Raw genomic sequence first — 18,824 nt, 5'->3', positions numbered from 1 at the left:
ATCAGAGCTGCTTGGCGAGGCCGCCGTCGATGAGGAAGTCGGCCCCCGTGACGTTTCCCGCCCGGTCGCTCGCGAGCAGCAGCACGAGGTCGGCGACCTCCTCGGGCTCGGTGAAGCGGCCGGTCGAGAAGCCGCCGCCGCCGTCGATGATGCGCCGCCGGGCTTCGTCGAACGACACGCCCATGCTCGCGGCGACCGTCGCGGCCACACCGTGCTCGCCGAGCCACAGCGGGGTCGAGACGGGGCCGGGGCTGATGGTGTTGAAGCGCAGCCCCCGCGCGCCGTACTCCTTCGACAGCGACTTGGAGAGGTTCCAGACAGCTGCCTTCGTCGCCGAGTAGTCGACCACGCCGGGGTCGGGGAGGTACGCGTTGACGGAGCAGATCGTGACGACGTTGCCGCCGCCGCGCTCGATCAGCAGCGGGATGGCCGCACGAGTCGTGCGGACTGCTGCCATGAGCGTGAGGTTGAGGGTCTGCTCCCAGTCGTCGTCGCTGACGTCGAGGAACCCCGTCGTGCGCGCCGTGACGGCGCCGACGTTGTTGACGACGATGTCGAGGCCGCCGAAGTGGGACGCGCGAGAGACGAGCTCGGCCGGCCCGTCGGCGTCGGCAAGGTCGACCGCGACCGCGAGGACCTGCCCCGTGTCCGAGAGCGCGACGAGGTCATCGGTGATCGATCGGGCTCCCGCGACGACGTTGGCCCCTTCTGCGACGAGCGCTCGCGTGACGGCGAGGCCGATGCCCTTGCTCGCGCCCGTGACGATCGCGGCTCTGCCGGTCAGATGGAGGTCCACGTTCGCGACGCTAGACCGGGATCCGCGCTCGCGCGTGTCCCTGCCGCTCCCACCCTGGGAGGGCTCCTACGTTGTGGCCCAGATCACCTAGTCCGCGGCCGCCAGGCGCTCGAGGCGCGCGGCGCTCGGAGAGCCCGGCTGCGCCGAGTACAGGAAGATCGACTGCCCGTCGGTGCCGACGAGAGGAAGGCGCAGGTACGTGAGTGTGAGCTCCCCGACATCCGGATGTCGCAGCACATGCGTCCCGTCGCCGACGCGGATCACATCCTGACGTTCCCAGAGCTCGCCGAACAGCGTGCTCGCGGCCCTGCCCTCCGCGACCAGGGCGGCGAGGCGGGCGTCGCCGGTGTGCGTATCCGCCATGTTCCGCAGCAGTGCGATCGACCGGGCCGCGAGCGGCTCCCAGTCGACGTGGAAGACCCGCTCCGAGGGATCGCTCAGGAGCGAGAGCACGCTGTTGACGCCGGGACGGAAGTTGGGGTTGAGCGCTCGCGCGAGCGCGTTCGAGGCGAGCACGTCGATGTAGCGGCTGTGCACGACGGCCGCTGTGAGCGGCCAGGACTCGATGAGCCATCGAGTGCTCTCGTGGACGACATCGCCGTGGTCGACCGCCGTCGACGCGGTCTCCGGCCGCGCGAGGCTGCGCAGATATGCGGATGCGACGGAGTCGAGTCGGAGTGCCCGAGCCAGGGCCTCCAGCACCTGTCCGGACGGGTTCGCATCGCGGCCCTGCTCGAGTCGCAGGTAGTACTCGGTGCTGATCCCCGCGAGGATCGCGACCTCTTCACGGCGGAGCCCTTCGACTCGTCGCCTTCCGATGCCGACGGCGAGCCCCACGTCCTCGGGGTGAAGTCGCTCGCGCCGCGCCCTGAGGTACTCGCCCAGCCGGCCGTTCGCGTTCACGCGATCGGCTCGCCGCGGAGGGGCCGGGTCCTGGTTCGGCGGAGGTGTTCGACGTCCCGGGACCGCGACACCTCGCCGCCTCTCGTCAGATCGCGAAGCCGAGCGCGCGCATCATGTCGCGCCCATCGTCGGTGATCCGCTCGGGGCCCCACGGCGGCATCCACACCCAGTTGATGCGGAACCGCTCCACGATGTCGTCGAGGGCCTGCGCCGTCTGCTCCTCGAGGACATCGGTCAGGGGGCACCCCGCCGAGGTGAGCGTCATGTGGATCACGAGCGCGTCGTTCTCGTCGTCCCATGCGAGGTCGTAGATGAGGCCGAGGTCGACGACGTTGATCCCGAGCTCGGGGTCCATGACGTCCTTGAGCGCTTCGGTGACCTCGTCGTACTTCTCGGGTGCGAGAGTTGCGGTCATGGTGCGAGCTTACGCCTCGGTGTCGACGGCGGGCTCGAGCTCGCCTTCGAGGAAGCGGTCGTAGCCTTCGTTCTCGAGACGGTCGGCGAGCTCCGGCCCGCCCTCCTCGACGATCCGGCCCTTGACCATGACGTGCACGAAGTCGGGGTGGATGTAGCGGAGGATGCGCGTGTAATGCGTGATGAGCAGCACACCGAGGTTCGTCTGAGCCTTCGCGCGGTTGACGCCCTCCGAGACGATCTTGAGCGCGTCGACGTCGAGACCCGAGTCGGTCTCGTCGAGCACGGCGATCTTCGGCTTCAGGAGCTCGAGCTGGAGGATCTCGTGACGCTTCTTCTCGCCGCCCGAGAAGCCCTCGTTGACGTTGCGCTGGGCGAACTTGCCGTCCATGCGGAGATGCTTCATGGCCTCCTTGACGTCCTTCGTCCACGTGCGGATCGAGGGGGCCTCGCCGTCGATCGCGGTCTTCGCGGTGCGCAGGAAGTTCGTCACCGTCACGCCTGGGATCTCGACGGGGTACTGCATCGCGAGGAATACCCCCGCGCGGGCGCGCTCGTCGACCGTCATCGCGAGGACGTCCTCGCCGTCGAAGGCGATCGAGCCGCTCGTGACGGTGTACTTGGGGTGGCCGGCGATCGTATAGGCGAGCGTCGACTTGCCGGAGCCGTTGGGGCCCATGATGGCATGGGTCTCACCGGTGCGGATCGTGAGGGTGACGCCGTTGAGGATCGGCGTCGTCCCCTCGTCGGTCTCGACCGTCACGTGGAGGTCGCGGATCTCGAGGACAGACATTGTTCGGTACCTTCTTCAGTTCGCTTCGAGCTTGACAGCCGGGTCGATGAGCACGTCGTCGCCGTCGATCTCGACGACGTAGACGGGGACGGGCTCGTACGCGGGGAGGTTGAGGGGCTTGCCGGTGCGCAGCGAGAACGCCGAGCCGTGCGCCCAGCACTCGAGCGTCTCGCCGTCGACGAAGCCTTCGGCGAGCGAGATGTCGCCGTGCGTGCACGTGTCGCCGATGGCGTGGAGCTCGCCGGCCGAGTCGAGCACGAGGGCGATGGCGACGCCGTCGACCTCCACCCGTTTCGCGGTGTCCTGCTCGAGCTCGCTCAGCGCGCAGACGCGCGTCGCCGTCATCGGTCGGCTCCTTCCGCGAGCTCGCGCTCGATCGCCGCGGAGAGCTCGGCCTCGAGTGACGGGATGCCGATCTTCTGCACGATCTCGGCGAGGAACCCGATGACGACGAGGCGGCGGGCCTCCGGCTCGGGGATGCCGCGAGCCTGCAGGTAGAAGAGCTGCTCGTCGTCGAAGCGGCCGGTCGCGCTCGCGTGGCCGGCGCCCAGGATGTCGCCCGTCTCGATCTCGAGGTTGGGAACCGAATCGGCGCGCGCGCCGTCGGTGAGGACGAGATTGCGATTGGCCTCGTACGAGTCGGTGCCGACCGCGCCGGGTCCGATGAGGACGTCGCCGATCCACACGCTGCGCGCGCCGACGCCCTGCAGGGCGCCCTTGTAGAGCACGTCGCCCTTCGTCTGCGGGCCCCTGTGATGCAGGTACACCTGGCTCTCGAGGTGCTGGCCGGCGTCGGCATACGACAGGCCGAACAGGTCGGCGTGTGCGCCGGCGCCCGCGAGCTCGATCGAGGGGTTGACCCTGACGACCCCGCCGCCGAAGCTGACGACGATGTGTCGGAGGTACGCGTCCTTCTCGACGCGAGCCTGGTGGGATGCCGCGTGGAGCGCGTCGTCCTCCCACTGCTGCACCGTGACGAGCTTGAGCGTGGCTCCGTCGCGGACGAGGATCTCGACGTTCTGGGCCAGCTGCCCGTCGCCGCTGTGGCGCAGGAGGACGGTCGCCTTCGCGTTCGGGAGCGCCTCGACGACGAGGTGCGAGTGCGCCACTCCGCCGAGACCGCGCACGTCGATCACGACGGGAGCGTCGAGCTCGGCATCCGCCGCGATGCGCACGTGATGCGCGGAACCGGTGCGGTGCCACGCGATGGCGGACGGAAGGTCCTCGGGCGTGAACGCCTCGCCGCGGGGCGCCTGTCCGTGCGCGAGCTCGTACGTCTCGACGCCGGCCGGCGCCGTCACCTCGACGGTCAGCGCGTCGGCGTCGGCATCGGCATCCCGGAAGAGGGGCGCGAGGCGCGCGACGGGCGTGTACCGCCAGTTGACCTCGCGGCCTGTCGGAGCGGCGAAGTCGGCGGGGTCGTACGAAGCGGGGCGCTCCGAGCGGGTCTGCACGGGGACGAACGCCCCGGCCCCGTCGGAATGCGCTCGGGAACCCGGCACCACCCGGGGTGCCTGTGTCGTGGTCGTCATGCTTAGCCGACCGATCCTTCCATGCCCATCTCGATGAGCTTGTTCAGCTCGAGGGCGTACTCCATGGGCAGTTCGCGTGCGATGGGCTCGATGAAGCCGCGGACGATCATGGCCATCGCCTCGTCCTCCGGCATCCCGCGCGACTGCAGATAGAACAACTGCTCCTCGCTGACCTTCGAGACGGTGGCCTCGTGGCCGAGCTGCACGTCGTCGACGCGGATGTCGATCGCAGGATACGTGTCGCTGCGCGAGATCGTGTCGACGAGGAGGGCGTCGCAGCGGACGGTGTTGGCGGAATGGTGCGCGTTGGCGTCGACCCGCACCTCACCGCGGTAGCCGGCGCGGCCGCCGCCGCGGGCGATCGACTTCGAGACGATCGACGACTGGGTGTACGGCGCCATGTGGATCATCTTGGCGCCGGCGTCCTGGTGCTGGCCGGGGCCTGCGAAGGCGACGGAGAGCGTCTCGCCCTTCGCGTGCTCGCCCATGAGGAAGATCGACGGGTACTTCATCGTGACCTTCGAGCCGATGTTGCCGTCGATCCACTCCATCGTCGCGCCCTCGTGCGCGATGGCGCGCTTCGTGACGAGGTTGTAGACGTTGTTCGACCAGTTCTGGATCGTCGTGTACCGAACCCGCGCGTTCTTCTTCACGATGATCTCGACGACGGCCGAGTGCAGCGAGTCGCTCTTGTAGATCGGCGCAGTGCAGCCCTCGATGTAGTGGACGTACGAGTCTTCGTCGGCGATGATGAGCGTCCGCTCGAACTGGCCCATGTTCTCGGTGTTGATGCGGAAGTAGGCCTGCAGCGGGATCTCGACGTGCACGCCCTTCGGCACATAGACGAACGATCCGCCCGACCACACCGCCGTGTTGAGAGCCGCGAACTTGTTGTCGCCGGCGGGGATCACGGTGCCGAAGTACTCCTCGAAGAACTCGGGGTGCTCGCGCAGGGCCGTGTCGGTGTCCATGAAGATGACGCCCTGCGCCTCGAGGTCCTCGCGGATCTGGTGATACACGACTTCGGACTCGTACTGCGCGGCGACGCCTGCGACGAGGCGCTGACGCTCCGCCTCGGGGATGCCGAGCCGCTCGTACGTGCTGCGGATCTCCTCGGGGAGCTCCTCCCACGTCGTCGCCTGCTTCTCGGTGGAGCGCACGAAGTACTTGATGTTGTCGAAGTCGATCTCGCTGAGGTCGGCGCCCCAGGTCGGCATCGGCTTGCGCTCGAACAGCTGCAGGCCCTTGAGCCGGTTCTTGAGCATCCATTCGGGCTCGTTCTTGAGCGCGGAGATGCCGCGCACGACGCTCTCGCTCAGGCCGCGCTGTGCGGCGGCGCCGGCAGCGTCGGTGTCGTGCCAGCCGAACTCGTACACCCCCAGACTCTCGAGCTCGGGGCGGTCGATCAGCACATCCGACATCGTCACACTCTCCTCATGGGCCCGAACGGTGTCATCCGCCCCGGCAATCCGGGTCCTCCGGGGAGTTCGGGAGGGGGATGCCGCTTGGTGGGCCTCTCAATCGGCGCTGGTCGTCGCGCCTAAACTGTCACTGATGCATCGCGCGTCGCGCGCCGGCATCCAACCCCTCGATTCTACAGGGTCCGCCCCCACGACGGGCGGCTCGCAAGCGCCTGCGCGCCCGACGCGGAGAGCATTCCCAGGAGGCGACACCAGATGTCTTCCCAGCCGACCCGCACCGACAGCGCGACCTTCCGGGGGTGGCTCGCGGGCCTCTGGCGACGCTTCGTCCGGTGGCTGCCCGTCCGGGTCGACCGCCGCGTCGTCGTCGCGGCGTGGGCGACGCTCGCCGTCCAGATCCTGATCGTCGGCACGGGGGGCCTCGTCCGCCTCACAGGATCGGGCCTGGGCTGCCCCACGTGGCCGCGCTGCACGGACGAGTCGCTCGTCCCCACGCCCGCGATGGGCTTCCACGGCGTCATCGAGTTCGGCAACCGCACGCTGACGTTCGTCCTGGTCGTCGTCGCGGTCATCACGTTCCTGTTCGTCGTGCGGATGCGTCGCGAGCGTCGCGACCTGTTCTGGCTCGCACTCCTCATCGGCCTCTACGTGCCGTTGCAGGCGATCATCGGCGGCATCACGGTCCTCACGAACCTCAACCCGTTCGTCGTCGGTCTCCACTTCTTCGCGTCCGTCGTGCTCGTCGCGCTCGCGGCCGTCTTCGTCGTCCGTGTCTACGCGACACCCGGACCCCGGGTGCGAGCGGTGCCGGCGTGGTACGCGATCACGACGCACGTCACGAGCGTGTTCGTGCTGCTGACGGTCGTCGTCGGCATCCTCGTGACCGGATCCGGACCGCATGCGGGCGATGGCGGCGCCGCCCGCAACGGCCTGGACCCCGAGCTCATGCAGCACGTGCACTCGTGGCCCGCCTACGTGACCTTCGCGCTCACGATCGTGCTGCTGATCGGCGCGTTCCGGACCCCCTCCCCTCTCCGCCTGCGGCTGTGGGCGGGGCTCCTGCTCGGCGTCGAGCTCGTCCAGATCGCGGTGGGGCTCTGGCAGGCGCGGACAGGCCTGCCGATCGTGCTCGTCAACATCCACATGGTCCTCGCCGTCTGCCTCGTCGCGGCGATGACGGCGGTCGTCATGCACCTGAAGGCGCCGGCAGCGCAGGCAGGGCTCGAGCCGCACGTGTCGCGGGGCTACGTCGAGGCCTAGGACCTCAGCCGTCCTGCGCGCTCAGCGCGCGCTCGGCGAAGCCCGCGAGCTCGATGCGGTTCGCCGTTCCCGTCTTGCCGAGCAGGTGGGAGATGTGCGTGCTCACGGTCTTCTCGCTGATGACGAGCTCGCGGGCGATCTCGCCGTAGGTGCGGCCCGCCACGACGAGGGACAGGATGTCGCGCTCGCGCGGCGTGATCGCGACGGCCGAGAGCCGGTCGCCGTCGACAGGTGCCGGCGTCGCGAGGGCGACCCGTGCGCGGCGTGCGAGCGCGCGCAGCTCGGACTCGATCGGTGCGGCCGCGAGCGTCTGCGCGAGGACGAGCCCCCTGCGCAGCTGATCGGCGCCCCGGAGACGGTCGCCGTCGCGCACCAGGAGCGCCTCCGCGGCACGACGTCGCGCGTAGGCCTGCTCCCAGGGCAGGCATGCCGTCACGAGCGCGTCGGCCGCGACGATCCAGCGCTCGCTCTCATCCGCGTCCGCCAGTCCCCGAGCGCGCTCGGAGGCGTACAGCGCTCCGAGGGCATGGATCTGGCTCTCCCACAGAGGCGTCGAGTTGCCGAAGTCGCGGATGATGTCCGGGTGGGCCGCGACGAAGGCCTCGAGCTCGTCCTGGATCGAACGGGTGTCGCCGCCGGCGTCGCGCGTCGCGCCGATGCGGTCGGCGATCGCGCGCGCCGCGAGCGGAAGCAGCCATTCGCACATCGTGGGCGGCATGCCCTCGGCGGCGATCCCGCGTTGCGCGGCATCCTGAGCGCCGCCCGGATCGTGACCGCCGAGGCGCACCTCGGCGCGGATGGGGTCGAACGGGTGCGCGAGGAAGTCCGACGTGACCTCGAACAGCTCCTCGGCGCGGGCGAGGTGCTGCTCCGCCTCACGCTGACGCCCCTGAAGCGCAGCCAGGCGCGCAGCGGTCAGTCGCGCCTGCACGTCGCCGACCGGACCAGGGTCGGAGGCGAGCGCCTCGCGCAGCCGCACGGCGCACTCCTCCCAGTCGCCTGCCGCCAGGCTGCTCATCGCCTGATTTCCCGCCAGCCACGCGATGTAGGCGTGCGGCGCACCCTGTTCTCGCATCTGTGCGCTGCGGACTCCCACACGAGAGGCGTACGACTGCGCCGCCCACGTCTCGCAGGCGTTGGCCTCCCAGAGGGCCGCGTGGCCGAGGGCCAGCCAGTCGCGAGCTCGCAGCGCCGCCTCTGCCCCGGCCTCGGCGAGCTCGAGTCCGCGTGCTCCGTCCTCCGCGAGGACCGCCTGCATCGCGTTCGCGGTGAGTGCGTAGGAGAGCGTCGCGTCGTCGTCGTGCGCGCGGGCCTCGTCGAGCGCCCGCCGCGCGTTCTCCGGCGCCGCAGGATCGCCGTGCCAGGCTCCCGCATGCGCGAGCTCGGCGAGGGCTGACGCGTGAGCGGTCGTCCCGGGGGGCGCGGCGGCGACCGCTCGGCGGGTCTCCTCGAGATCGAAGAACGCGTTCCCGTTCATGAACCGGAGATGGATCCGGCGAAGGAGGAGCCGGCTGACCTCGGCGGCATCCGCTCCGGAGGACCCCTCGCCGGGGGCTCCCAGGAGCGCATCGATGGCGCCGAGCTCGGCCTGCAGGGCTCCCGCATTCCTCGCCGCACCGATCCGGCGGCGCAGGATCGCCGTCACGTCGTCGCCACGATCGCGATCCCACAGCGAGGCGGCGCGTTCGAGCATGCGCAATGCGTCCAGCCACGCACCCGAGCTCTCCGCGATGTCGGCGGCGCGCAGCGCAGAGCGGTATGCCGCGATCGGAATCCCGCCTCGATTCCAGTGGTCTGCGACGGCCGTCGCCGTGCGCAGGTCGCCGCGGGCGCCCCGCGTCTCCAGGAACATCGCGAAGGCCGCGTGAAGACTGCGTCGTCGCTCGGCCGGCAGCGACCCCTCGAGGACCTCGGCGCTGAGCGGATGCACGAACCAGTACGTCCCGTCCGTCCTCGTCTCGACGAGCCCCACACCCGCCGCGGCCTGCAGGGCGCCGCGCACTCTCGACTCCCCCACCGGCAGCGCGAAGGCCAGCTCCGCGGGCGCCAGCGGCACGCCGGCCACGGCGAGCGCCGTCGTGGCCTCACGCGCGGCGGACGCCAGACGCGACCACGTGCCGAGCACGGCCGTGCGCAGGTCCCGTGGCAGCTCGGCATCGATGCGCCGTGCCGTGGGAGCCAGCCCCTGGACGATGAGCCGACTCAGGTAGGGGTTGCCGCCGCTGCGGGCGAAGACGTCGTCGACGAGAGCGGTGTGCACGACCTGGCCCAGCAGGGACGAGATCTGTGCGGCGGTGGCGTCGTGATCGAGCGGGCCGAGCCCGATCTCCGTCACGCGCGGCAGACGGCGGATGTCGGCGAGCCAGCGCTGCAGCACGTGGTCGTCTCCGACCTCGTCGGAGCGGATCGTGGCCAGGATCGCGAGACGGCGGGCTGCGGGTCCCGCGATCAGGAAGGTGAGGACGTCGAGGGTCGCCTGATCGGCCCACTGCAGGTCGTCGACGAGCACGACGACGGGTTGCTCGGCGCACAGCCCGCTCAGCCAGTCGTCCAGGCGCGCGAGATCCGGGATGCCGGTGCCGGCGTTCTGCGGGGCGGCGGCCGCCGAGGCGGGGGCTGATCTGAGGAGGCTGCGCACGGCGAGCAGCGGCACCGCGATGGACACGAGCGGGAGGCAGGCGCCCGCGAGCACGCTCGTCCGCGGCCGTCGATCCGCGGCATGACGGGTGAGGGCCGTCTTGCCGACGCCGACGACTCCCGTGACGAGCACGCTCTGCGCTTCGCGCCGCGCCGCTGCCTCGAGGAGCGCGTCGAGAAGACCCAGTTCTCGGTCCCTCCCGAACAGGGCGACATCAACACGGGCCGGCCCGTCGCCCATGACGCACATTGTCGCACCGCTGCGCAGCCGCGGTAAGGGTGTCGACAGTCCGATCTCAGGGTTCGCCTCCGATGTGCCGAGCCGTCGCTCCGCGGGATCGTGATGGCAACAGCGCTCCGCCCGGAGCGCCGCCTGGGGGTCATCATGAACGCATCCACCCGCACGAAGCTGGCCGCGATCGTCGGCGCCGCCGTCCTCGTGGGCTCGCTGTCCGCGGCGCCCGCCGCGTCTGCGCGGCCCGAGCCGCAGCCCGCGACCGGCTCGACCCGGCAGTACGGACCGTACTGCTCGATGGAGCGCATCGGCACGCAGTACGTGCGCTGCGACGACCTGACGGGCGCGGGTGTTCCCGCGCCCTCCTGGATCCACGAGCAGACGTCCGCCGAGTAGGGCGCATGCTCGCAGCCGGCGCGGCGCGGCGCCCGTCCCGGGGCGCGCCGCGACGCTCGGAGAGACGGCGCTCATAGGCGATTCATCGGAACCGCACACGAGGCGTCCGGAACGCCCTGCGAGACTGGTCGGTGCCCGGGCGGTCCGCGCCCGTCGATCAGGGAGTTCTTCACGCATGTCCACTCAGCCCCGCCTCACCCGCAGCATCCCGTTCTGGGTCCTCATCGCCGGCTCGCTCGCGAGCGCCGCCGTCGGCGCCTGGCTCGTCGTCGAGAAGACGTCCACCATGACCACGACCCTCACCGACGGCTCGGCCACGGGTGTCGAGGTCTACGCCGGCCAGGCGTGGGTCACGCTCGGCGCCGTCCTCGTGGGTGCGGGCCTCGTCGGCTTCGTGGCCGCCCTCTTCCTCGGCGCCGCGAAGTCGCTCGTCGCGACGGCTCCCGTCGCGGTCGTCGAGCCCCTCGACTGGGCCGACGAGGATGACGCGGCCGACGAGCCCGTCGAGGACGAGGTCGCCTCGGCAGACGAGCCCGTCGGAGACGAGGTCGCCGCGGCCGAGGAGCCCGTCGTCGAGGTCGAGGACGCGCCCGCCGCGCGCTGACCCTGCGCGCCGCACGCGGCGCACTCGACACCGCCCGTCCTGGCCCCCGCAGGACGGGCGGTGTCGTCGCTGCGGCGACCTGACCGCGCAGCACCGCGCAGCGCCGCACGGCGCGGATCCATACTGAACTCGTGGACACCGTCGCGGCCATCGCCTGGATCGTGCTGTTCGTCGTGGTGACGGTCGCCGTGACGGGTCTCGTGGGTCGCATCGGGTGGTCCGCGCCGGCCGCGCTCGTCGTCGTCGGCGGCATCGCGTCGTTCCTGCCGGGCGTCCCGCACGTCGTCGTCGAGCCCGAGCTCATCCTCCACGGCATCCTTCCTCCGCTCCTGTTCGCCGCGGCGATCGGGATGTCGGTGATCGATGTGCGGGCCAGGCGCGACAGCATCCTGCTCCTCTCCGTGGGACTGGTCGTCTTCACGGTCGTCGTCGTGGGGTTCGCGACCTGGCTTCTCGTGCCCGCGGTGTCGCTCGCCGCCGCATTCGCGTTCGCGGCCGTCGTCGCTCCCACCGACGCCGTCGCCGTGACGGCGACGATGGGCCGGGTCGGGCTGCCGCGCCGCGTCGTGACGATCCTCGAGGGCGAGAGCCTCCTCAACGATGCGACGGCGCTCGTCGCCCTGAACGCCTCCGTCGCGGCGATCGTCACGGCGGTGAGCCCGGTCGGGATCGCCCTCGGCTTCGTCGTCGCGGTCGTCGTGGGGGTCGGCGTCGGCCTGCTCGTCGGCTGGGTCGTGTCGCTCGTGCGCGGACGCCTTCGCTCCCCCGTGCTCGACACCTGCCTCACCCTCGTGACGCCGTTCGCGGCGTTCCTCGTCGCCGAGCTCCTGCGAGGCTCGGGCGTGCTCGCGGTCGTCATCGCAGGTCTGTACCTGGGATTCCGCGCGCCGACGGTCGCCTCCGCCGAGGCACGCGTCGCGGAGAGGCTCAACTGGCGCACGATCGCCTTCCTCCTCGAGAACGCCGTGTTCCTGTTCATCGGACTTAACCTCCGCGGCATCCTCGAAGGCGCGATCGAGACCGGTCCGGGGGTGTGGCCCACCGTCGGCATCTGCGCCGGCATCGTCGCCGCGCTCATCGCGTCGCGCTTCGCGTGGGTGCTCGCCACGACGCTCCTCTACCGCCGAGGACCGCGGCGGCTTCGCGAGCGCAGCTGGAGCTGGCGCAACGGCGTGGCGGTCGCGACGGCGGGCGCGCGGGGCGTCGTGACGCTCGCCGCCGTCTTCCTCCTCCCGGAGTCGACGCCGCAGCGCGAGTACCTGCAGTTCCTCGCCTTCGTCGTGGTGGTCGCGAGCCTGCTCGGCGGCTCCGCGCTGCCCTGGGTCATCCGCCGTCTGCACCTGCCCCCGCCCAACCGCATGCAGGAGCTCGTCGAGCGGCGCGCCCTGTTCGCCGAGGCGCGCACGGCGGCGATCGCGCGGCTCGACGAGGCCGCGACCCCCGACGATCCGCCGCGCGTCGTCGCGCTTCTGAGGACGGATGCCGGATTCCTCGGCGAGACCCTCGACCGCTACGGCCCCGATGAGTCGATCCCGCAGCTCGAGGCGAAGCTCCGGCTCCAGCGGCTCATGCTCGAGGCCCAGCGCACCGCCGTCCTGACGGCCCGGCGCGAAGGCAGGTATCAGGAGCCCGCGATCGTCTCCGCGCTCGCCGCGATCGACGCGGAGGAGACGGCGTTGGCCGCCATGTACCCCGAGTACTGAGCCGACGTGCGCCGGCGTCCTGGCAGAGTCCCGCAGCGCCCGCGAGCGACGCGTCGGGGGGTCAGAACGGCAAGAGCGGGTCGACGGCGATCGCGACGAACAGGAGCGTCAGATATGTGATCGAGGCATGGAACACCCGCATGGGCTTGGGCTCGGTGCCCTGAACGGCGCGGTTGTAGAGCACGTGCGACTCGTACACGAACCATCCGCCGAAGACGAGGGCGGAGACCGAGTACACGAGGCCCATGCCCGCGACCGGGATCAGCAGCAGAGAGCACACGACGGTGGCCCATGCGTACAGGATGACCTGGAGCCCGACCTGCGACCCGTTGCGCGTCGCGCCGAGCATCGGCACGTGCACGTCCTCGTACTGGTCCCTGTACTTCATCGACAGCGGCCAGTAGTGCGGAGGCGTCCACAGGAACACGAGCACGAACAGGATGACGGGCGGCCACGCGATCGAGCCCGTCACGGCGGTCCAGCCGATCACGACGGGGAAGCATCCCGCGATGCCGCCCCACACGATGTTCTGCTCCGTGCGGCGCTTGAGGATCATCGTGTAGACCACGACGTAGAAGAAGATCGCCGTCGCCGACAGCACCGCGGCGAGCCAGTTCGTGGTGAGCCACAGCCAGCCCGTCGAGAACACCGCGAGGACCCACGCGAAGGTCAGTGCGCCGCGTGCCGACACGTCGCCCGTCACGATCGGCCGATTGATCGTCCGGCGCATGTGCGCGTCGATGTCGCGGTCGAGGTACATGTTGAAGGCCGCCGCCGAGCCCGCGCTGAGCGAGCCTCCCACGACGGTCGCGAGCACGAGCAGCAGGCTCGGGAAGCCGTTCTGCGCGAGGATCATGACCGGGACGGTCGTGACGAGCAGGAGCTCGAGCACGCGCGGCTTGGTGAGCGCCACGTAGCCGCGGATCGTGCGACCGAGCGAGCGAGGGGGTGCGGATGCCGCGATCCCTGCCGTCGTGATGTCCATCGCCCCTGCTATCGGCCCGTGTGATGAGTCGCGCCAAGTCTATGGCATCGAGGCTGCTCGCCTGGGGCGACCCGGCTTGCGGGCGGCGCGACGACGGGGCGCTCCGGCATTTCGTAGGCGACGACAACATTTTCGTCACATGTGACGTCCGGATAGCCTTCGCGGCATACCCCTTCGGTATGCTGAGAGCACGCGCGCCCACGCGCCGAATCCCTTTTCTCCGCCCGCTGTGGCCGTGAATCGACCGTGTGCGGGGCGCCCCATTCTCTGAGAAAGGCGGCCGGGTGTCGGTTCTGCGTTGGGATGAAGTTGATCGGCGCGCGGTGGACACCGCTCGCGTTCTCGCGGCGGACGCCGTCGAGAAGGTGGGGAACGGGCACCCCGGAACGGCGATGAGCCTGGCGCCGGCGGCGTACCTGCTCTACCAGCGGGTGCTGAACCACGACCCGGCCGACACGCACTGGGTGGGAAGGGACCGGTTCATCCTGTCTGCGGGCCACTCGTCGCTGACGCAGTACGTGCAGCTGTACCTGGGCGGGTTCGGCCTCGAGCTCGACGACCTCACGTCGCTGCGCACGTGGGGCTCGCTCACACCCGGCCACCCCGAGTACGGCCACACCGACGGCGTTGAGATCACGACGGGCCCGCTCGGCCAGGGCCTCGCGTCCTCCGTCGGCTTCGCATACGCCGCTCGCTACGAGCGCGGGCTGTTCGACCCCGAGACGCCGGCCGGCGAGAGCCCGTTCGACCACTTCGTGTACGTCATCGCGTCCGACGGCGACCTGGAGGAGGGCATCACCTCCGAGGCCTCGTCGCTCGCGGGCCACCAGGGCCTGGGCAACCTCGTCGTCCTGTACGACGCCAACCAGATCTCGATCGAGGACGACACGAACGTCGCCTTCACGGAGGATGTCGCCAAGCGCTACGAGTCGTACGGCTGGCACGTCCAGACCGTCGACTGGAAGAAGACCGGCGAGTACGTCGAAGACGTCGCCGAGCTCTACGCGGCGATCGAGGCCGCCAAGGGCGAGACCTCCAAGCCCTCGATCATCGTGCTCAAGACGATCATCGGATGGCCCTCCCCCGGCAAGCAGAACACGGGCAAGATCCACGGCTCCGCCCTCGGCGGCGCGGAGCTCGCCGCGACGAAGGAGGTCCTCGGCTTCGACCCCGAGCAGACGTTCGAGGTCTCGGACGAGGTCATCGCCCACACGCGCGAGCTGCGCGACCGCGGCGCCGCCGCCCACGCCGCATGGCAGGAGCGCTTCGACGCGTGGGCCGCGGCCAACCCCGAGCGCAAGGCGCTGTTCGACCGGGTGCAGGCGCGCGAGCTTCCCGGCGGGATCGCCGACGCGCTTCCCGTGTTCGAAGCGGGCAAGGACGTCTCGACCCGCGCCGCGTCGGGCGTCGTCATCAACGCGCTGGCCGCAGAGCTTCCCGAGCTGTGGGGCGGCTCCGCCGACCTCGCCGAGTCGAACCTGACCACGATCAAGGATGCGAAGTCGTTCATCCCGACGCAGTGGTCGACGCACGAGTGGTCGGGCGACCCCTATGGCCGCGTGCTGCATTTCGGCATCCGCGAGCACGCCATGGGCGCGATCGTCAACGGCATCGTGCTGCACGGCAAGACCCGCGCGTTCGGCGGCACGTTCCTGATCTTCAGCGACTACATGCGCCCCTCCGTGCGGCTCGCGGCGCTCATGGGGATCCCCTCGATCTTCGTCTGGACGCACGACTCCGTCGCCCTCGGCGAGGACGGCCCCACCCACCAGCCGATCGAGCAGCTCGCGACGCTGCGTGCGATCCCGGGATTCGCCGTCGTGCGCCCCGCAGACGCGAACGAGACGGCGGTCGTCTGGCTCGAGCTCCTGCGCCGCCATGCGGGCCCTGCGGGCCTTGCCCTGACGCGGCAGAACATCCCCGTGTTCGCCCGCGGCGAGGGCGAGGCATCCGGCGAGGTGTTCGCGTCGGCCGGCAACGCCGTCAAGGGCGCGTACGTCCTCGCGGAGGCGCCGAACGGCACGCCCGACGTCATCATCGTCGCGACCGGGTCCGAGGTGCAGCTGGCCGTCGCGGCCCGCGAGACGCTCAAGGCCGAGGGCGTCAACGCCCGCGTCGTGTCGGCGCCGTCGCTCGAGTGGTTCGCCGAGCAGGACGAGGCGTACCGCGAGAGCGTGCTGCCGAAGGCGGTCACGGCACGTGTTTCGGTCGAAGCGGGCCTTGCGCTCACGTGGCGTGGCATCGTGGGAGACAAGGGCCGGTCGGTATCGATCGAGCACTTCGGCGCATCCGCCGACTACAAGACCCTGTTCGAGAAGTTCGGCATCACCGCCGAAGCCGTCGTCGAGGCGGCGCGCGAGACCCTTGCCGCCGCGAACGCGGCGGAGTGAAACCGAAGGAGCACGCAATGAGCACCCCCACCGAGCAGCTGACGGCTCAGGGCGTCAGCATCTGGCTGGACGACCTCTCCCGCTCGCGGATCACGTCGGGCAACCTGGCCGGCCTCATCGCGACGCGCAACGTCACGGGCGTCACGACGAACCCGACGATCTTCGCCGGCGCTCTCGCGGGCCACGGCTACGACGATCAGGTCGTGGCGCTCGCAGCGGCCGGCGCGTCGGCCGACGAGGCGATCTTCGAGATCACGACCGAGGACGTGCGGGATGCGGCGGACATCTTCCGTCCCGTGTTCGACGCGACGGACGGACTCGACGGAAGAGTCTCGATCGAGGTGTCCCCCGATCTCGCCCACGACACCGACGCGACCATCACGCAGGCCAAGCAGCTGTGGGCCAAGGTCGACCGGCCCAACACGCTCATCAAGATCCCCGCGACCAAGGCGGGCCTGCCTGCCATCACTGCGGTCATCGCGGAGGGCATCTCGGTCAACGTGACGCTCATCTTCAGCCTCGAGCGCTACGCCGACGTCATCGACGCGTATCTCGCTGGCCTGGAGAAGGCGAAGGCGAACGGCCACGACCTCTCGAAGATCCACTCCGTCGCCTCCTTCTTCGTGTCGCGCGTCGACACCGAGGTCGACAAGCGGCTCAAGGCGATCGGCACCGAGGAGGCGCTCGCGCTCGTCTCGAAGGCGGGCGTCGCGAACGCGCGCCTCGCCTTCGAGCTGTACGAGCAGAAGTTCGCCGCCGAGGACGCGAAGGCGCTGACGGATGCCGGTGCCAACGTCCAGCGCCCGCTGTGGGCCTCGACCGGCGTGAAGGACCCGTCGCTCCCCGACACGCTCTACGTCACCGAGCTCGTCGCTCGCGGAACCGTCAACACGATGCCCGAGAAGACGCTCGAGGCGACGTTCGACCACGGCGTCGTGACAGGCGACACCGTCACGGGCAACTACGCCGACGCGCACGGCGTGTTCGACCGGCTCGCCGCGGTCGGCGTCGACTTCGCCGACGTCACCCAGGTGCTCGAGGACGAGGGCGTCGACAAGTTCATCGCCTCGTGGCACGAGCTGCAGCAGACGGTCGCCGGCGCCCTCGCCGGCGCACCGGAGATCGCAGCCCGGTGAGCGTCACCCTCCACCTGTCGGGACACGTCGCCACGGTCGTCGACGAGACCGTCAAAGGTCTCGTCGACGACCTGGTGGCCTCCGGCGTCACGGCGGGCGACCCCACGCTGTGGGGCCTGGCCGCGGAGGAGGAGGCATCCGCGCGCCTCGGCTGGGTGCAGGCCGTCACGGTCTCGCGCCCGCTCGTCGCCGAGATCGCAGCCCTTCGCGCCGACCTGGTCGCCCAGGGCATCACGCGCGTCGTCCTCGCGGGCATGGGCGGCTCGTCGCTCGCGCCCGAGGTGATCGCGCAGACGGCGGGCGTCCCGCTCACGATCCTCGACGCGACGGCCCCAGGCCAGGTGCTGGCGGCGCTCGACGGCGACGCCGAGTCTGGCGATCTCTCGCAGACCGTCCTGGTCGTCTCGTCGAAGTCCGGTTCGACCGTCGAGACCGACTCGGCCAAGCGCGCGTTCGAGGCGGCGTTCCGCGATCTGGGGATCGACCCCGCCGAGCGCATCGTCGTCGTGACCGATCCGGGCTCGCCGCTCGATGTCGCCGCCCGCGCAGACGGCTACCGCGTCTTCAACGCCGACCCGACCGTCGGCGGCCGCTACTCGGCCCTCACGGCGTTCGGCCTGGTCCCGGCAGGCCTTGCCGGCGCCGACATCTCGGAGCTGCTCGACGAAGCCGAGGCGTCCCTCCTCGAGCTCGCGATCGACGGTCGGGAGAACCCTGCGCTGATCCTCGCCGCCGCGATCGCGGGAGGCAGCCCCCGCAAGGACAAGCTCGGCCTGATCACGGACGGCACGCACATCGTCGGGCTTCCCGACTGGATCGAGCAGCTCGTCGCCGAGTCGACGGGCAAGGAGGGCACCGGCATCCTGCCCGTCGTCCTGCTCCCGGTCTCCCCCGAGGTCGAGAACCCGCCCGACGACCTGCAGCTCGTCCGCTTCGTCGACGACGCCGGCGAGTTCCACCTCTTCGAGCGGCACGTCGGCGAGATCCTCATGAGCGGCTCGCTGGGCGCGCAGTTCGTCGTGTGGGAGTACGCGACGGCGATCGCCGGCCGGATGCTCGGCATCAACCCGTTCGATCAGCCCGACGTCGAGTCGGCGAAGGTCGCGACGCGCGGTCTGCTCGACGCCCGTCCGCTGCCCGTCGCGCCCGACTTCACGGCCGAGGGCGTCGAGGTGCGCGTGTCCGACCCCGCTCTCGCCGCTGCGGGAACCGTCGCGGGGGTGCTCGACGCGCTGTGGTCTCGGGTGCCCGAGGGCGGCTATGTCGCGATCCACGCCTATGTCGACCGCGTCCGCCTCTCCCCGCTCGCGGGCCTTCGCGAGCTCGTCGCCGCGGACTCGGGCCGGCCGACCACCTTCGGCTGGGGACCGCGGTTCCTGCACTCGACGGGCCAATACCACAAGGGCGGCCCCCGCACGGGAGTGTTCCTCCAGATCCTGGAGCGCACCGACGTCGACCTGGAGATCCCCGGACGACCGTTCACGTTCGGCCAGCTCATCGAGGCGCAGGCCGCAGGCGACGCGAGCGTGCTCGCCGAGCACGGCCGCCCCGTCGTCACCCTGACCCTCACCGACCCCCAGCCCGAAGTGCTCACGCTCTTCGAAGCCGCCCAGTAGGAG

At 70.6% G+C, this 18,824-nt stretch carries 16 protein-coding genes; 7 read left to right on the top strand and 9 right to left on the bottom strand.

Annotation, left to right across the window (positions count from 1 at the left end; all coding sequences use genetic code 11):
* Position 1: 1 nt before the first annotated feature.
* The 7 genes from FHS08_RS13400 to sufB all read right to left on the bottom strand — a co-directional run bounded on the left by FHS08_RS13400 (position 2) and on the right by sufB (position 5,859).
* On the bottom strand, positions 2–796 hold the full coding sequence (locus FHS08_RS13400; RefSeq protein ID WP_167040216.1) for an oxidoreductase: 795 nt from the start codon (positions 794–796) through the stop codon (positions 2–4).
* An 87-nt stretch (positions 797–883) separates the two neighbouring features.
* Positions 884–1,699 carry an MmyB family transcriptional regulator gene (locus FHS08_RS13395; protein ID WP_167040215.1) on the bottom strand — a complete coding sequence of 272 codons (816 nt, stop codon included), beginning with the start codon at positions 1,697–1,699 and terminating at the stop codon, positions 884–886.
* Between the two features lie 85 nt (positions 1,700–1,784).
* Positions 1,785–2,114 carry a metal-sulfur cluster assembly factor gene (locus tag FHS08_RS13390; protein WP_167040214.1) on the bottom strand — a complete coding sequence of 110 codons (330 nt, stop codon included), beginning with the start codon at positions 2,112–2,114 and terminating at the stop codon, positions 1,785–1,787.
* A 9-nt stretch (positions 2,115–2,123) separates the two neighbouring features.
* Positions 2,124–2,906 (bottom strand): Fe-S cluster assembly ATPase SufC, encoded by a 783-nt coding sequence (sufC, locus tag FHS08_RS13385; RefSeq protein WP_167040213.1) that lies wholly within the window; start codon positions 2,904–2,906, stop codon positions 2,124–2,126.
* 15 nt (positions 2,907–2,921) lie between these two features.
* Positions 2,922–3,251, bottom strand: a complete 330-nt coding sequence (locus tag FHS08_RS13380; protein ID WP_167040212.1) for a non-heme iron oxygenase ferredoxin subunit — start codon at positions 3,249–3,251, stop codon at positions 2,922–2,924.
* The gene (gene sufD / locus FHS08_RS13375; protein ID WP_167040211.1) at positions 3,248–4,438 is read right to left on the bottom strand and encodes a Fe-S cluster assembly protein SufD; all 1,191 of its coding nucleotides are present in this window, start codon (positions 4,436–4,438) and stop codon (positions 3,248–3,250) included. Before sufD ends, FHS08_RS13380 begins: the two co-directional genes overlap by 4 nt.
* 2 nt (positions 4,439–4,440) lie before the next feature.
* Entirely contained in the window at positions 4,441–5,859 is a 1,419-nt protein-coding gene (gene sufB / locus FHS08_RS13370) for a Fe-S cluster assembly protein SufB (protein WP_167040210.1), read from the bottom strand.
* Between the two features lie 255 nt (positions 5,860–6,114).
* On the opposite strand from sufB, the gene FHS08_RS13365 reads away from it, so the two are divergent.
* A complete protein-coding gene (locus FHS08_RS13365) occupies positions 6,115–7,119 on the top strand; it encodes a COX15/CtaA family protein (protein WP_167040208.1) in 1,005 nt (334 codons plus the stop codon).
* Positions 7,120–7,123: 4 nt separating this feature from the next.
* On the opposite strand, the gene FHS08_RS13360 is transcribed toward FHS08_RS13365, so the two are convergent.
* Positions 7,124–9,997, bottom strand: a complete 2,874-nt coding sequence (locus tag FHS08_RS13360) for a helix-turn-helix transcriptional regulator (RefSeq protein ID WP_167040206.1) — start codon at positions 9,995–9,997, stop codon at positions 7,124–7,126.
* 144 nt (positions 9,998–10,141) lie between these two features.
* Here FHS08_RS13360 and FHS08_RS13355 point away from each other — a divergent pair, with 144 nt between their 5' ends.
* The 3 genes from FHS08_RS13355 (at position 10,142) to FHS08_RS13345 (ending at position 12,694) form a co-directional block, all read left to right on the top strand.
* A complete protein-coding gene (locus tag FHS08_RS13355) occupies positions 10,142–10,387 on the top strand; it encodes a hypothetical protein (RefSeq protein WP_167040204.1) in 246 nt (81 codons plus the stop codon).
* Positions 10,388–10,562: 175 nt separating this feature from the next.
* Entirely contained in the window at positions 10,563–10,991 is a 429-nt protein-coding gene (locus FHS08_RS13350) for a dinucleotide-utilizing enzyme (RefSeq protein WP_208382559.1), read from the top strand.
* 131 nt (positions 10,992–11,122) lie between these two features.
* Positions 11,123–12,694: a Na+/H+ antiporter gene (locus tag FHS08_RS13345; RefSeq protein WP_167040202.1), complete on the top strand. Its 1,572-nt coding sequence runs from the start codon at positions 11,123–11,125 to the stop codon at positions 12,692–12,694.
* Positions 12,695–12,755: 61 nt separating this feature from the next.
* On the opposite strand, the gene FHS08_RS13340 is transcribed toward FHS08_RS13345, so the two are convergent.
* Entirely contained in the window at positions 12,756–13,679 is a 924-nt protein-coding gene (locus FHS08_RS13340; protein ID WP_167040200.1) for a heme o synthase, read from the bottom strand.
* A 284-nt stretch (positions 13,680–13,963) separates the two neighbouring features.
* On the opposite strand from FHS08_RS13340, the gene tkt reads away from it, so the two are divergent.
* The 3 genes from tkt to FHS08_RS13325 are packed head-to-tail and all read left to right on the top strand — an operon-like array spanning position 13,964 to position 18,821.
* Positions 13,964–16,069 (top strand): transketolase, encoded by a 2,106-nt coding sequence (gene tkt, locus FHS08_RS13335; RefSeq protein ID WP_167040198.1) that lies wholly within the window; start codon positions 13,964–13,966, stop codon positions 16,067–16,069.
* A 17-nt stretch (positions 16,070–16,086) separates the two neighbouring features.
* The gene (gene tal / locus FHS08_RS13330; protein WP_167040196.1) at positions 16,087–17,205 is read left to right on the top strand and encodes a transaldolase; all 1,119 of its coding nucleotides are present in this window, start codon (positions 16,087–16,089) and stop codon (positions 17,203–17,205) included.
* The gene (locus tag FHS08_RS13325; RefSeq protein ID WP_167040194.1) at positions 17,202–18,821 is read left to right on the top strand and encodes a glucose-6-phosphate isomerase; all 1,620 of its coding nucleotides are present in this window, start codon (positions 17,202–17,204) and stop codon (positions 18,819–18,821) included. The genes tal and FHS08_RS13325 overlap by 4 nt, the downstream gene beginning before the upstream one ends.
* Positions 18,822–18,824 lie beyond the last annotated feature (3 nt).

Origin of the sequence: Microbacterium ulmi (genome assembly GCF_011759705.1) — a bacterium.
Classification (GTDB): Bacteria; Actinomycetota; Actinomycetes; order Actinomycetales; family Microbacteriaceae; genus Microbacterium; species Microbacterium ulmi.
The sequence above is the reverse complement of the archived record's forward strand: the minus strand, read 5'-3'. Positions and strand labels throughout refer to the sequence as shown.

Coding starts and splice junctions, on each gene's coding strand:
- sufD (WP_167040211.1), bottom strand. CDS start 4,438: ATGACGACCACGACACAGGCACCCCGGGTGGTGCCGGGTTCCCGAGCG.
- FHS08_RS13390 (WP_167040214.1), bottom strand. CDS start 2,114: ATGACCGCAACTCTCGCACCCGAGAAGTACGACGAGGTCACCGAAGCG.
- FHS08_RS13365 (WP_167040208.1), top strand. CDS start 6,115: ATGTCTTCCCAGCCGACCCGCACCGACAGCGCGACCTTCCGGGGGTGG.
- tal (WP_167040196.1), top strand. CDS start 16,087: ATGAGCACCCCCACCGAGCAGCTGACGGCTCAGGGCGTCAGCATCTGG.
- FHS08_RS13355 (WP_167040204.1), top strand. CDS start 10,142: ATGAACGCATCCACCCGCACGAAGCTGGCCGCGATCGTCGGCGCCGCC.
- FHS08_RS13360 (WP_167040206.1), bottom strand. CDS start 9,997: ATGGGCGACGGGCCGGCCCGTGTTGATGTCGCCCTGTTCGGGAGGGAC.
- FHS08_RS13380 (WP_167040212.1), bottom strand. CDS start 3,251: ATGACGGCGACGCGCGTCTGCGCGCTGAGCGAGCTCGAGCAGGACACC.
- sufC (WP_167040213.1), bottom strand. CDS start 2,906: ATGTCTGTCCTCGAGATCCGCGACCTCCACGTGACGGTCGAGACCGAC.
- FHS08_RS13340 (WP_167040200.1), bottom strand. CDS start 13,679: ATGGACATCACGACGGCAGGGATCGCGGCATCCGCACCCCCTCGCTCG.
- FHS08_RS13350 (WP_208382559.1), top strand. CDS start 10,563: ATGTCCACTCAGCCCCGCCTCACCCGCAGCATCCCGTTCTGGGTCCTC.
- sufB (WP_167040210.1), bottom strand. CDS start 5,859: ATGTCGGATGTGCTGATCGACCGCCCCGAGCTCGAGAGTCTGGGGGTG.